This is a genomic window from Pseudomonas sp. AP19 (genome assembly GCF_001728855.1).
Classification (GTDB): domain Bacteria; phylum Pseudomonadota; class Gammaproteobacteria; order Pseudomonadales; family Pseudomonadaceae; genus Aquipseudomonas; species Aquipseudomonas fluorescens.
In genome coordinates this window covers 33,604-46,352 of sequence record NZ_LXJP01000016.1, presented here as the reverse complement: position 1 = coordinate 46,352, position 12,749 = coordinate 33,604, and the positions used below count along the sequence as shown (strand labels likewise).

The window sequence follows — 12,749 nt, the reverse complement described above, 5'->3', positions numbered from 1 at the left end:
AGCCCTTCCCGGTAATGACAGCAACCCCGTATTCATGCCAACGCCCCGTGCATCAACACGTCCTGGCCAAGATCGAAACGCCCCAGCACTTTTACCTTGGAGGTGCTGCCCAATTCGGCGAACGACAGCACCGGCACATGGTTGAATTCTTCGAGCAACAGCGTGCGCAAAGGGCTACGCAGATCCTGCGCCACCAGCATCACGCTTTTCGTTTTGGGCCGCAGGGTAAAGGCCTGGTTGAGCAAGCTGACCAGCGCCGCGCTGCTGTCATTGTCGAGCGCAAAAAACACCCCGGTCTGCGTCTGGCGCAACGCCTCACGCAAGATGTTCTCGGTCTGCGGCGCCAGCAGCCAGGCATGCAAACCGTCGGTCTCACTGTACTGGTGAAAAATCTGCGATTTGAGCGCAATGCGCGCGTAGTCAGCCAAGGCCTCCGGCTCACGCTCGTGCTGGCCATACTCGATCAACGATTCGACAATCAGCCGCACCGCGCGCAGCGGCACCCCTTCGCTGGCCAGGCGCTGCAGCACCGCCGAAAAACGCGACAACGGCATGATGCGCTGCAGCTCCTGAACCAGCTCGGGCTGATTGCTTTCAAGCCAGCCGAGGATCGACTTGCTCTCCTGTATCCCGAGAAACTGCGGCCCACTGAGCATCATCGATTGAGTCATGCGCTCAATGATCAAGCTCAAGGCGCTGAAACGCTCAAGCTGCGGATCCTCAAGCAGCGGATGATCGGCGGCCAGCCACACCCAATCCTGCTCCTCACGCTCGAGCAGCCCCGGGATGCCGTTGCCCGGTTCGTCTTCGAATGTCGAGCGCGCGACCGCCACTCGCTGGCCTTGGGTGGCTTTGACCATTGGCACTTCATGCACGCAAAAACGCATTTCATCGTCGGCCAGGGAGGCGTCGAACTCGACCTCAAACGGCGGCAGGGTCAAGCCAATCCTGGCGACGATGCCGTTACGCGCTTTGCGAATCTCGTGCATGAGCTCTACCACCACGTCTGTGCCACGCAGCACGGGCGGAAACTGCAAGAGATAGGGCCGCGAGGGATCGAACCCCCGCAAGTCCACAAGCCCGTTCTCTTCCGGCGCCATCTCGACGGTGGCACCGGCCGCTTCCTGCTCCTGGTGTTGACGCTGGCGCATCAGGTAAAAACCCAGGCAGCCGGTGATCAGTGCAATCAGGATGAACACCAGCGTGGGCATGCCGGGCAACGCCGAAAAGGCGAGCATTCCGACCGAAGCGATCATCCAGCTCTTGGGTTCGCTGGTCATCTGGCGGGCAATTTCAGCGCCCATGTTGGTGATGCCCTTGCGTCCATCGGGGGCCACGCGGGTGATGATCATGCCGGCGGTCAGGGAGATCAGCAGCGCGGGAATCTGCGCGATCAGACCGTCGCCGATGGTCAGCACCGAATACAAGGCGATCGAGTCGGCGGCGCTCATGCCGTGCTGGAACATGCCGGTGGAGAAGCCGCCCAGCAGGTTGATCAACACGATCACCAAGCCGGCGATGGCATCGCCCTTGACGAACTTCATGGCCCCGTCCATGGCCCCGAACAGCTGGCTCTCGCGGGACAACTGGTCACGCTTGTCGCGCGCCTGCACGCCGTCGATCAACCCCGCACGCAAATCGCTGTCGATGGACATCTGTTTGCCGGGCATCGCGTCCAGACTGAACCGCGCCGCCACTTCGGCAACCCGCTCCGACCCCTTGGTAATCACCAGGAAGTTGACCAGGGTGAGGATCATGAAGATCACCAACCCCACCGCCAGATTGCCGCCCACCACAAAATTGCCGAATGCCTCGACGATATCGCCAGCGTCCTGTTCCAGCAGGATCAGGCGCGTGGTCGCAATCGACAGGGCCAGGCGAAACATGGTGGTCAACAGCAGGATCGACGGAAACGAAGAAAACGCCAACGGCCCCGGCAGGTAGAGCGCCAGCACAATCAACAGGCAGGAAATGCAGATGTTCAGTGCAATGAGGATATCCACCAGCCAGGTGGGCAATGGCACGATAAAAATGAACACGATGGCCAACACCACCACCGCGCCAAGGACTTCGGCACGTTGTGCGGCCTTGAGCATCCAGCGGTTAAGCGTCGCCAGGACGGTCACGCCAATGCCCTCGGATCACTGCCAAGCCGAGCCTGGCTGTTCTCCAGGCGGGTGAACTCATCCATCACCAGCAAAAAGTTGTGCAGGCCCTCCTGGCGCCCCCGCGTATCGCGCCACAACGCCATGGGCAACGTTTTGAGCACCGGGTAGACCGCATTGAGCGAGGCCAGTTGGTGGGCCGATTCGCTGCCCGCCAACTCATCCGCCAGCCGCTGGACCTCGGACGGGGCGATGCCATTACCGGCGTACCCCAACAGGCGCTGCAACAGGATGACGGCGTCGTGTTCAACCTTCAGACGCTGGATCAACGTGCGACAACTGGACAGCACGCCCCCCAATTGACCGCAGCTTTGCAGGCCCAGCAGCAGCGTGCGCAACTTGGCCGTCGGAACCGACGAGGCGCAGGCCGCAATATCGTCAGCCAAGGCCCGGCGCATGATGTTGAGCCCACCAGAGAACTGCTCACCGCCGTACAGGCCCAACAACGCCTGCATCATGCTGGCCAGCGACTGGCGCACCACCACATTGGCGTAATACAGCGCACGTACCGCCTGACGCTCCTGCGGATCATCACTGTTGGCCTGCAACGCCATCGCAATATTGAGGGCCGCCTGGATTTCCCGCTTGTAGCGAATTTCCAGTTTGGCCAGGGCATCACGTGCCAGCGCGGCTTCCGTCTTGCGCACCTCGGCTTCTGCCTGGGCCGTAATCTGGCGCAGCACCACATACGTACGCGCCGGGTCGCCCCCCGTGAGGTCCAACAACTTTTCAACACTGGGCGACTGCTGCAAGTGCTGCCTGACTTGGCGAGTCAGGGCTGCCAGGCTCGTCTGAGCCGGGTGCCCCAACTGATCATAGAGTTGCGCAAGCTGTTCGGTAGGGGTGACACGCACGCCCATCGCGCGCTGGTTCAGTGCCTTACTGGTGAGCGCCACTTCCTGGCTGAAAATGCTGGCGAGCTCATCGACACCGGGCGCGGCGACGTGCGTTCGGGCTTGGGCGGCCTTCTCAGGTGCAGGCAGGTCCAGGCTCTGGACTTTGTGCAGATCATGGTTGAATTCGACTTTCATGGGCGTGCCAGGACAGGAAGTTTGTGTCCCTATGTGGCAAGCCCGTGCCATACGGTTCCATCGAAATCCCCCGTCGCGTTTTTTTGAAAAAACCCGCGCGACGTGAGCAGGTCTTTTGCAAATAGCTGCGCAAAACCGCTGCATTTCAAAATATTTATATAAATAAATCAGCAAGTTGCATGATTTTTCCGCTTGGCACAGCCAGTGCTAAAGGGGTTCCCGTCGAAATTATTTCGATAGCGTCTACCCTGAGGAAAAAATCGTGAATATCCCTATTGAAGCTTTAGCGCAGCTCGTTGGCGGCTCGCCTCAATTCATGCTCCAACTGACGGACGACCAGCAGAAGAAACTCCGGCGTTTTATTCATAAACGCGTATTCAACCCCGAAGATGCAGATGACATCCTGCAACTGACGTACCTGGAAGCCTGGCGCAACCGCGAGCGCTTCAGTGGTCAGGCCACCCTCAGCACCTGGATGTGCGGCATTGCGCAGAACCTGATCCGCAACCATTTCCGGCGGATGTATGCCAAACCGGTGCATTGCGAATTCGATGAGTCGCTGTGGCATGGACAAGAGGAAAACAACAACCTGGATTGGGAATTCGAGGTCAACCGCCGACTGGAGAAAACCCTGAGCGCCATCGACCATCTGCCGGCAGAAATGCGCAGGACGTTGTACGCCTCGCTGGAAACCGACGGCAGCTATCAGGACACTGCCGACGTGTTGGACATCCCCATCGGTACCGTTCGCTCACGCCTGTCACGGGCGCGTGAACACCTCAAACGCGTCACGCACAACCCGCTGCACCCGTAAGCAGCCCTGGGGGCAAGCGTTGGGCAGCAGGGATATCTGCCCAACCGAATTCAGACCTTTTGCGTACGTAACAACCAGACCACCAGCGGCCCGCGCCGCACCGCAATGATCCCGCCAACATCAAGCCTCTGCCCGAAGCACACCCTGGTAATCATCCCCCTATTGCCCGGTGCCTGCTCCTGAGCATCTACCCTACGAGGGCGTTAACGACATCGCTTGTAAAGGGCCAGCAGGGTAAGTCTCTTTAAATTGCAGGACGTTTCCTAGACAATCCCGGGCGCCTTGTGCCTGTTGAAACCACTGGCTAGTCTTCAATCCGTCACTGAGTACAGTGATCGGGTTTAGCAGCCTGGTTCAATAGACGCACGGTTCACGTCTCCGTTTATGGTGGCTGTGCGTGGGGCATCTTCGGATGCGCTGGTTTTCCTATTGACCGGTCTGCTAACCCGCGCACGGCCGCCACCTATCGTTTAGCAGCGTTGGTGGCAGCCCCCAGTTCAATAGGAGTTACACCATGACCAAAGCACTCCCCGACCCACCCGCAGACTGCCTCGTCGTCAACGAAAACCTCAGCTTCGAAGACGCCCAGCTCTACCTTTCCCACCTGATCCACAGCGCCAGCGCCACCGTCCTCGACTGCGGTGACCACCTGCCACCCCACGACCGCGCCAGGATCCACGCCGTATGGCACTTGCTCGAAATGGCCAAGACCGTGATCGACCGCTCGATTGAAAGCCTGCACCCGCGCACGGCCCAGCCGACGCACGAATGACAAGCCACTCGTCGCCAGAACCGACAATTCTGGTTAAACAGTTGAAAGCGTAGAAAAATTTTCAATAAAAGTGCTTGACGCATTCCCGTTCTACGCGAATAATGCGCGCCACTTGGCTACATAGCTCAGTTGGTTAGAGCATAGCATTCATAATGCTGGGGTCCGGGGTTCAAGTCCCTGTGTAGCCACCAAGTACTAAAAACGGCTTACCGAAAGGTAGGCCGTTTTTTTATGCCTCCAGAAAAGCCCTGAGGCATACTCGCCCCAACCCCAAGGAGGCGATACGTGAACCCTCAGTTCCCCACCCACGGCATCACCACCGAGCGGCTATTGCTGCAAGCGGCTCACCCCTCTCACGCGAGCGCCCTGCACGCGCACCTCGTGGCCAACCGCGCGTTCCTCCAACCCTGGGAGCCCTCGCGCGACGATGAATATTTCGAACTGGGTGCGATCAGCCAACGCCTGGCAACCATGGCCGAGAAAACCGCCTGCGGCGAAGCGTTGCATCTGCTGATGCTGCGCGACGGGCAGATCATCGGCAGCTGTAACTTCACCACCATCGTGCGTGGCGCATTCCAAGCGTGCCATCTGGGTTATGCACTCGACGAGTCGGCTCAGGGCCAGGGGTTGATGCACGAAGCACTGAGCGCGGCGATTGCCTATGTGTTCGACGAGATGAAGCTTCATCGCATCATGGCCAACTACCGGCCCGAGAATGAACGCAGTGCGCTCGTGCTCAAACGGCTCGGGTTCGAGCGAGAGGGCGCAGCGCGGGCCTATCTCAAGATTAACGGCGAGTGGGCCGACCACGTGTTGACGTCGCTGATCAACAGCGCACACGGCGACGCATGAGCCTCACCGTCTTCGCGATTATCATGCTGGGTGCCGCACTGCATGCCAGCTGGAACGCTGTGGTCAAAGGCGGCGTCGACACGCTGTTGACCACCTGCATGATCGCCTCCGTCGCCTCGTTGATCGCGTTGGCGGCGGTTCCGTTCCTGGTGCTGCCGGCACCTGAGAGCTGGCCGTTTATCGGCGCATCGGTGCTGTTCCAGGTGCTGTATTTCGTGCTGGTCGCCTCAACGTACCGCATTGCCGATATGAGCCAGACTTATCCGATCATGCGCGGCACCGCGCCGCTACTGGTGGCAACGGTGAGTATGTTTGTGCTGTCTGAACCGCTGTCGGCGTGCGCATGGTTGGGGATCGCCATAATCTCACTCGGCATTTTGAGCATGGCGGCCGCGCCTTCGGCAGGGCAAAGAAAGGGCTTGGTTCTGGCGCTGATCAACGCCGGTGTGATTGCCGGTTACACCCTGATTGATGGTTTTGGCGTGCGCAAATCCGGCGCGCCGGCGGCTTACACCCTGTGGATTTTCCTGCTCACCGGCATCCCGCTTGCCGCGTGGGCGTTAGTGACACGGCGTGCCGTGTTTTGTGGCTACGTCGCGCGTTATTGGCGGCTGGGCGTCGTTGGCGGTATGGGCACCGTGGCGTCATACGGCCTGGCCCTGTGGGCAATGACCCAGGCACCGATCGCCACGGTTTCGGCACTGCGAGAAACGTCGATCCTGTTCGGCGTGGTGATTTCAGCCTGGGTGCTCAAAGAGCCTCTCACGCGCGTTCGCATCGTTGCCGCGTGCGTCATTGCCGTCGGGGCGATGCTGTTGCGCCTGGGTTGAGCGCGGTTGATCCCTGGACCGTGCAGGGTTCATGCGCTGAAAAAAAGGCGCCATCTGTACTTTGACGCTGCCGTAACCCCACTGCTAGTGTCCAGCCTCCCCTCACATGGAGCGCCTGCGATGAAATTGGACATCTACCAAGTCGATGCTTTCAGCCAACAGGCCTTTGGCGGCAACCCGGCGGCCGTCTGCCCGCTCACCGAGTGGCTGCCCACCGAGCAATTGCACAACATCGCCGCCGAGAACAACCTCTCGGAAACCGCGTTTTTCGTGCCGCGTGGCGAGGTGTATGAGTTGCGCTGGTTTACGCCGGAAGTTGAAGTCGACCTGTGCGGCCATGCCACGCTGGCAGCCGCGTGGGTGTTGATTCACCAGTTGCCGGGCGCGCCTGAAGTGTTGCGCTTTGCCACCCGCAGCGGCGAGCTTCGCGTGACGCGCAATGGCGATGAGCTGGCAATGGATTTCCCGGCCAAACAGCCCCAGCGCTGCGAACCGCCCGCCGGCCTGTTGAGCGCATTGGGGCTTGAGCACGCGCAAGTATTTGCCACCGATGACTACATCGTTCTAGTCGACGACGAAGCCCAGGTCGCCGCCCTGATGCCGGACTTCGCACGCCTCAAGGGCCTGCCCAAACGCGGGATTGCAGTGACGGCCAGCAGTACGCGCTTTGATTTCATTTCCCGCTGGTTTGGCCCCAACGTAGGCGTCAACGAAGACCCGGTCACCGGCTCTGCCCACACCTCGCTGGCACCGTTCTGGGCCGAACGTTTGGGTAAGTCGCTATTGACCGCCGAACAGGGCGGCAAGCGCCGTGGGCAGCTGCGTTGTGAGCTCAAAGGCGACCGGGTGATTATCTCCGGCCACGCGGCGCTCTACCTGCAAGGCACGATTTACCTGTAAAAAGCACTTCCCCCAAGGACAACAGATCATTCTCAAAATGAACGGAGTTCAACGCGTGTTTTCGATTTCCCGCCGTCAACTGTCGATGATTGCCGCAGCCCTCGCCCTGGCTGGCTGTCACACCCCGGTCAATGAACAGCCGCCGGCACCGGAGTTGGGTTCGGGTTATCGCACCGACCTCACCACCCGCCACGCCGAGCGCCATATGGCTGCAGCCGCCAACCCACTGGCGGCCGAAGCCGGGCGCGAGATGTTGCGCCAGGGCGGGTCGGCGATTGATGCGGCGATTGCGATGCAGGCCGTGTTGACCCTGGTGGAACCGCAGTCATCCGGCATCGGCGGCGGCGCGTTCATCATGCTCTGGGACGGAAAAACCGTGCACGCGTATGACGGCCGCGAAACGGCACCGGCCGGTGCAACTGAGCGCTTGTTCCTGAAGCCCGATGGCACGCCGATGGCGTTTACCGACGCGCAGATTGGCGGACGCTCGGTCGGTACACCCGGAGTCTTGCGCGCCCTGGAGATGGCGCACAAGAAGACCGGGCACTTGCAATGGGCCAAGCTGTTTGAACCCGCTATTCGTCTGTCGGAGCAAGGCTTCGCGATTTCTCCACGCTTGCACGCGTTGATCGCCGCCGACCGTTTCATCCCGCAATCACCCGACATGGCGGCCTATTTTCTGAATGCCGATGGCACGCCTAAAGCCACCGGCACGCTGCTCAAGAACCCAGCGCTGGCCGCCGTGTTCAAACGTATCGCCAAGGAAGGACCGGACGCGCTGTACCACGGGCCGATTGCCGACGAGATCGCGCGCAAGGTTCAGGGCAACCGCAATGCGGGCAGCCTGTCGCAAGCGGACCTCAAGGCTTACACCACCAAGGAACGCACGCCGCTGTGCACCGACTACAAGCAATATCAGGTGTGCGGCATGCCACCGCCGTCGTCAGGCGGGATTGCGGTGGCGCAGATCCTCGGCACGCTGCAGGCCGTGGAAGCCCGCGACCCACGCCAGGCCATCGCCCCCATGAAACCGGTCAAGAGTGCCTCGCCTGCCGGCCTTGAGCCCACGCCAGAAGCCGTGCATCTGATCGCCGAAGCGGGCCGCCTGGCCTTCGCCGACCGCGGGCTGTACGTGGCCGACAGCGACTTCGAAGCGGTGCCGGTCGCCGGCCTCGTCGCTCCCGACTACCTGGCCAAACGCGCCGCGCTGATCGGCGCACGCAGCATGGGCATCGCTAAACCGGGCCAGCCTGCGGGCATCCAGGTGGCCTACGCGCCGGACCGCTCGCCGCTGCGCATCTCCACTTCGCAAGTGGTCGCGGTGGATGACCAGGGCGGCGCCGTGTCGATGACCACCACGGTGGAAGCGGCGTTCGGCGCCCACGTGATGGTCCAGGGCTTCTTGCTGAACAACCAGATGACCGACTTCTCGTTCATCCCCGAAGAAAACGGCCAACCGGTGGCCAACCGCGTCGAGCCCGGCAAGCGCCCACGCTCGGCCATGGCGCCCACTTTGGTGTTCGACCGCAAGAGCGGCGAGTTGCTGGCCACGGTGGGTTCACCGGGTGGCTCGCAGATCATCGAGTACGTGAGCAAATCCCTGGTGGCAATGCTCGATTGGAACCTCGACCCGCAAGCCGCCATCAGCCTGCCTAACTTCGGTAGCCGCAACGGTGCGACAGAACTGGAGCAAGGTCTGTTCAGCCCGGCATTGAAACAGGCACTCAAGGACAAGGGCCATGCGTTGAGCGAGATCGATATGACCAGCGGTATCCAGGCCATCGTTCGTACGCGGGATGCCCACGGCAAGCTGTCGCTCAGCGGCGGCGCAGACCCGCGGCGTGAAGGCGAAGCGGTCGGCGACTGAGTCTTTATTCAAAGGAGCGCACGCGGTGCACCAGGCAGATAATCTCGACGCCATCCCCGGCGTCGAACACGGTTTTTGTTCGATCAATGAGCCCCTGCGCCCGGATGACGTGTTCATCTGCAAGCAGGTGCACAGTGCGTCGGTGATTGAATGGCAGGCGGGTCAGGTGGCCAATACCGTCGAGGCGGATGGCGTGTTCACGCGCGAGCAGCAGCCGATCGCCGTGATTACCGCTGATTGCCTGCCCATTCTGATGACGACCACAGACGGCGCGATGGTGGCGGCCGTGCATGGTGGCTGGAAGGGGTTGCAAGGCGGGATTATCGCCAATGCCGTCCAGCAGTTTGCCGCGCAAGGTTTTGCTGTGGAGCAGTTGCAGGTGGCTATCGGGCCATCGATCAAGCCCTGCTGTTATGAAGTGAGCGCGGGGTTTATTGCGCAGTTTCAGGCGGACCAGGCTCACGTGTGGCATGCCGCTCAGGCACCGTGGCACGTCGAGCAACCGGCGCCGTTGCTGGCCCCGCAGATTGCGCCGCCCTACGCGAGGCAGGCGGGCAGTGCCTGGTTTGACTTGAGCGGCTATGGGGTGATGCTGTTGCAGGCGGCAGGGGTTAAGCGTGAGCAGATCGACGTCAGTGAGGTGTGCACTTATTGCAGCTCCCCCACCTTCGCCAGCTACCGCCGCCGAACTCATCACCCGCAAGAGGCAAAGACGTTGATCTATTCGTGGATCGCTCGTAGCCCCTGAAGCACACGCGGCCCTTGAACACTCACCGGCTGATCTTCAACCCCTTACGCCCCGCGTGCCGTTCCAGCGCCAACTCGATCAACCGGCTCACCAAGTCGCTGTAACTCATCCCCGCCGCCTGCCACAGCTTGGGGTACATGCTGATGCGGGTGAAGCCGGGCAGTGAGTTGATTTCGTTGATCAGCACTTCACCTGCGCCGGTGAGAAACACGTCGACCCGCGCCAACCCGGCGCAGCCCAATACCTCAAACGCTTCGATGGCCAGGTGGCGAATGCGCTCGCTGGCTTCAGGGCTGATATCGGCCGGCACCACCACTTGGGCGGCCTGGCCGTCGATGTATTTGCTGTCGTAGGAATAAAACCCGTTGCTCACCACGATCTCGCCGCAGCCGCTGGCGATCGGGTTGTCATTGCCCAGCACGGCGCATTCGATTTCGCGGCCCTGGACGGCGGACTCCACCAGCACTTTTTCATCGAAACCCAAGGCCAGTTCGACGGCGGCGTGGTACTGCGCTTCGTTGCCGACTTTACTCACACCGACCGAAGAACCCTGGTTGGCGGGTTTGACGAACATCGGCAAACCGAGCGTGCTCACGGCCGTATCAAAGGACGTGCGCGCCGCGTTGCGACGGGTCAGGGTAATGAACGGGGTGACGGCAATGCCGGCATCACGCAGCAGGCGTTTGCTGATGTCCTTGTCCATGCACACCGCCGAGCCGAGTACGTCGGAGCCCACAAACGGCAGGTCGGCCATGCGCAACAGGCCTTGCAGGCAGCCGTCTTCGCCAAGGGTGCCGTGGACGATCGGAAAGATCACGTCGATGTGTTCCAGCAACCCCTGACCGGACGTTTCCACCACTTGCTGACTGGCCTTGCCGGGCACCACCGCCAGTTCACGATTGGATTGGTTCAGGGCGATCAAGGCCGGGTTTTCCTGGTTGATCAGGAAGTTTGAGGTGTCGTTGAGGTGCCAGTGGCCGGCCTTGTCGATGCCGATCAGGATGGGCTCGAAACGCGAGCGGTCCAGTGCATCGACAATATTGCGCGCCGATTGCAGCGAGACCTCGTGCTCGGCCGAACGGCCACCAAAAATAATACCTACCCGCACCTTGCTCATGACTCGGCCTCACTGTTGAAAGTAAGGCTTCTTACCATGAGCCGTCAGCGATTCGCTACCAGATGTGCGCCAAACAGCACATAGCAACCACCGGCAAACCGGTCGAGCCACTTGCGCGAACGGCCATAGGCGTTGGCCATTCGCTCACTGGAAAACACCAGGGCCACGCTGGTGTACCAGCTGAATGACAACGTGGCCATGGTGATTACCGCCAGGGCCAACAACGTGGGCGATGGTGAGGGAGGCATGGTCGAGGCGAAGGCCGTGGTGACAAACAACGCGGCCTTGGGGTTGGACAAGTTGCCCAGCAAGCCGAAGCGCCAGGCGGAAAACAGCGAGCGCCGGGGTTCGGCAGGCAATAGCGTCTGGCTCATCGAGGGCGCCGAACGCTTGAACAGTTTCAGCCCCAGATAGATCAGGTAACAGCCGCCGATAAGCTTGAACGCCAGATAGAGCATGGGCGCGGCGGTGAACAGCGACTTGATGCCCAAGCCGCCCGCCAGCCCCCATATCACCGTGCCCGTCGCCACCCCGGCCGAGGCCACCACGCCATGCCGACGCGAGCAACTTGCCGCCAGTTGGGCGGTGTTGAAAAAGTTCGGCCCCGGCGTCACCACCGCGACCGTCCACAGCAGCCCCAGCGCCAGTAACGGCGTGGCATACGGTAAGTCGAGCAGTTGCATTGGACGATCCCTCTTCCCATGGAGTTAAGCCGGCTCGGCCGCCGGCTCCGGTGTGTGCACCAACAGGTCGCCGGGCTGACAGTCCAGGTAGGTGCAGATCGCATCCAGCGTACCCAGCCGTATCCCCTTGACCTTGCCTTGTTTGAGCAACGACAGGTTCTGTTCGGTAATCCCGATAGCGGCGGCCAGGTCTTTGGATTTGACCTTGCGCCGGGCAAGCATAACGTCCAGTTCAATCACAATGGGCATGTCGATCTCAAACAAAAGTGCGGTTTTCAGAATCCACTTCACTGGCTTGCCACAGGATACGCGCGATTACCGCAATACAGGCAGCCAGAAACAAGGCGACGAAGCTCGGCGCGGTGACACTCAGCGTGATAAACCGCTGACCGACCGGCTCATTCATCGTGACCCAGACACTGAGCAACGGCTCGCATAAAAAGTCCAGCAGCACCCACACCGCTACCGCCCGCCCCACCTTGCCCAAGTGCTGCGCCGCCGCACGGGAGAAATACTCGCCACGGGCGTAGTTCTGGAACAATAGACGAAGATGGTTCAAGCCCCCACCAAGGGCCAGCAGCGGGATGCTGGAAAGCACAATAGCGCCCAGAATTTGCCACCAGGGCAGCAGCGCGACTTGCACGGCGCGCGCCTGGATCAGACGGTCACTCAAGGCAAAGCCAAACCCCAGGCCATCGGCAGAAGAACTCAGTACCGGGAACAGCCATACACAGGTATTGAGCACCAGCATGACGACAATCAGCAGAAGGGTAAGCAGCGACATGCGCTGACTGAGCTGGGCCAGACGTTGGGTATTCATAAGCAACCTCAATGGGTGAAAGAGGACGCAAAAATAATAGATAAATTATCGTAAAACAATCATTTTTTAATGAATTGCAGTGTGTTGGCTAAAAAACACACTGCCCCAGCGCTACCGCCAGCACGCACAATCGTTCAAGACCCCGCCAGA

Annotated in this window: 13 protein-coding genes and 1 tRNA gene; 8 read left to right on the top strand and 6 right to left on the bottom strand. The window is 60.8% G+C overall.

All coding sequences use genetic code 11. The features are described from left to right. Window positions 1-32: 32 nt before the first annotated feature. Window positions 33-2,126 carry a type III secretion system export apparatus subunit SctV gene (gene sctV, locus A7D21_RS13665; RefSeq protein WP_069551940.1) on the bottom strand — a complete coding sequence of 698 codons (2,094 nt, stop codon included), beginning with the start codon at window positions 2,124-2,126 and terminating at the stop codon, window positions 33-35. Continuing rightward, on the bottom strand, window positions 2,123-3,196 hold the full coding sequence (gene sctW / locus A7D21_RS13660) for a type III secretion system gatekeeper subunit SctW (protein ID WP_069551939.1): 1,074 nt from the start codon (window positions 3,194-3,196) through the stop codon (window positions 2,123-2,125). The genes sctV and sctW overlap by 4 nt, the downstream gene beginning before the upstream one ends. Before the next feature lie 262 nt (window positions 3,197-3,458). On the opposite strand from sctW, the gene A7D21_RS13655 reads away from it, so the two are divergent. From A7D21_RS13655 to pgeF, 8 genes are all read left to right on the top strand, one after another. After that, window positions 3,459-4,010, top strand: coding sequence for an RNA polymerase sigma factor (locus A7D21_RS13655; RefSeq protein ID WP_069551938.1), 552 nt, complete (start codon window positions 3,459-3,461; stop codon window positions 4,008-4,010). Window positions 4,011-4,524: 514 nt separating this feature from the next. Next, entirely contained in the window at window positions 4,525-4,782 is a 258-nt protein-coding gene (locus A7D21_RS13650; protein ID WP_073637335.1) for a hypothetical protein, read from the top strand. A 114-nt stretch (window positions 4,783-4,896) separates the two neighbouring features. After that, window positions 4,897-4,973: transfer RNA gene (locus tag A7D21_RS13645), tRNA-Met, on the top strand. A gap of 94 nt (window positions 4,974-5,067) precedes the next feature. Next, a complete protein-coding gene (locus tag A7D21_RS13640) occupies window positions 5,068-5,634 on the top strand; it encodes a GNAT family N-acetyltransferase (protein WP_053254235.1) in 567 nt (188 codons plus the stop codon). After that, window positions 5,631-6,464, top strand: a complete 834-nt coding sequence (locus A7D21_RS13635) for an EamA family transporter (protein ID WP_069551937.1) — start codon at window positions 5,631-5,633, stop codon at window positions 6,462-6,464. Before A7D21_RS13640 ends, A7D21_RS13635 begins: the two co-directional genes overlap by 4 nt. Before the next feature lie 120 nt (window positions 6,465-6,584). After that, window positions 6,585-7,364, top strand: a complete 780-nt coding sequence (locus A7D21_RS13630) for a PhzF family phenazine biosynthesis protein (protein ID WP_053254233.1) — start codon at window positions 6,585-6,587, stop codon at window positions 7,362-7,364. A 37-nt stretch (window positions 7,365-7,401) separates the two neighbouring features. Continuing rightward, entirely contained in the window at window positions 7,402-9,231 is a 1,830-nt protein-coding gene (gene ggt / locus A7D21_RS13625; RefSeq protein WP_069551936.1) for a gamma-glutamyltransferase, read from the top strand. Window positions 9,232-9,256: 25 nt separating this feature from the next. Next, on the top strand, window positions 9,257-9,979 hold the full coding sequence (pgeF, locus tag A7D21_RS13620) for a peptidoglycan editing factor PgeF (protein WP_069551935.1): 723 nt from the start codon (window positions 9,257-9,259) through the stop codon (window positions 9,977-9,979). A gap of 22 nt (window positions 9,980-10,001) precedes the next feature. Here the strand turns inward: pgeF and ddlA are convergent, their stop codons facing one another. Genes ddlA through A7D21_RS13600 form a run of 4 tightly spaced genes read right to left on the bottom strand, consistent with a single transcriptional unit; the run spans window position 10,002 to window position 12,599 of the window. Further along, window positions 10,002-11,096, bottom strand: coding sequence for a D-alanine--D-alanine ligase (ddlA, locus tag A7D21_RS13615; RefSeq protein WP_069551934.1), 1,095 nt, complete (start codon window positions 11,094-11,096; stop codon window positions 10,002-10,004). A gap of 44 nt (window positions 11,097-11,140) precedes the next feature. Next, window positions 11,141-11,779 carry a LysE family transporter gene (locus A7D21_RS13610; RefSeq protein WP_053254229.1) on the bottom strand — a complete coding sequence of 213 codons (639 nt, stop codon included), beginning with the start codon at window positions 11,777-11,779 and terminating at the stop codon, window positions 11,141-11,143. Window positions 11,780-11,803: 24 nt separating this feature from the next. Then, window positions 11,804-12,028 carry a helix-turn-helix transcriptional regulator gene (locus A7D21_RS13605; RefSeq protein ID WP_053254228.1) on the bottom strand — a complete coding sequence of 75 codons (225 nt, stop codon included), beginning with the start codon at window positions 12,026-12,028 and terminating at the stop codon, window positions 11,804-11,806. Between the two features lie 7 nt (window positions 12,029-12,035). Beyond that, a complete protein-coding gene (locus tag A7D21_RS13600) occupies window positions 12,036-12,599 on the bottom strand; it encodes a DUF2975 domain-containing protein (RefSeq protein ID WP_053254227.1) in 564 nt (187 codons plus the stop codon). Window positions 12,600-12,749 lie beyond the last annotated feature (150 nt).

Excerpts from the sequence above, each read along its gene's own strand:
- sctW (WP_069551939.1), bottom strand. The coding sequence starts at position 3,196 with ATGAAAGTCGAATTCAACCATGATCTGCACAAAGTCCAGAGCCTGGAC.
- A7D21_RS13650 (WP_073637335.1), top strand. The coding sequence starts at position 4,525 with ATGACCAAAGCACTCCCCGACCCACCCGCAGACTGCCTCGTCGTCAAC.
- A7D21_RS13635 (WP_069551937.1), top strand. The coding sequence starts at position 5,631 with ATGAGCCTCACCGTCTTCGCGATTATCATGCTGGGTGCCGCACTGCAT.
- A7D21_RS13630 (WP_053254233.1), top strand. The coding sequence starts at position 6,585 with ATGAAATTGGACATCTACCAAGTCGATGCTTTCAGCCAACAGGCCTTT.
- ggt (WP_069551936.1), top strand. The coding sequence starts at position 7,402 with ATGAACGGAGTTCAACGCGTGTTTTCGATTTCCCGCCGTCAACTGTCG.
- ddlA (WP_069551934.1), bottom strand. The coding sequence starts at position 11,096 with ATGAGCAAGGTGCGGGTAGGTATTATTTTTGGTGGCCGTTCGGCCGAG.
- A7D21_RS13610 (WP_053254229.1), bottom strand. The coding sequence starts at position 11,779 with ATGCAACTGCTCGACTTACCGTATGCCACGCCGTTACTGGCGCTGGGG.
- A7D21_RS13605 (WP_053254228.1), bottom strand. The coding sequence starts at position 12,028 with ATGCCCATTGTGATTGAACTGGACGTTATGCTTGCCCGGCGCAAGGTC.
- A7D21_RS13600 (WP_053254227.1), bottom strand. The coding sequence starts at position 12,599 with ATGAATACCCAACGTCTGGCCCAGCTCAGTCAGCGCATGTCGCTGCTT.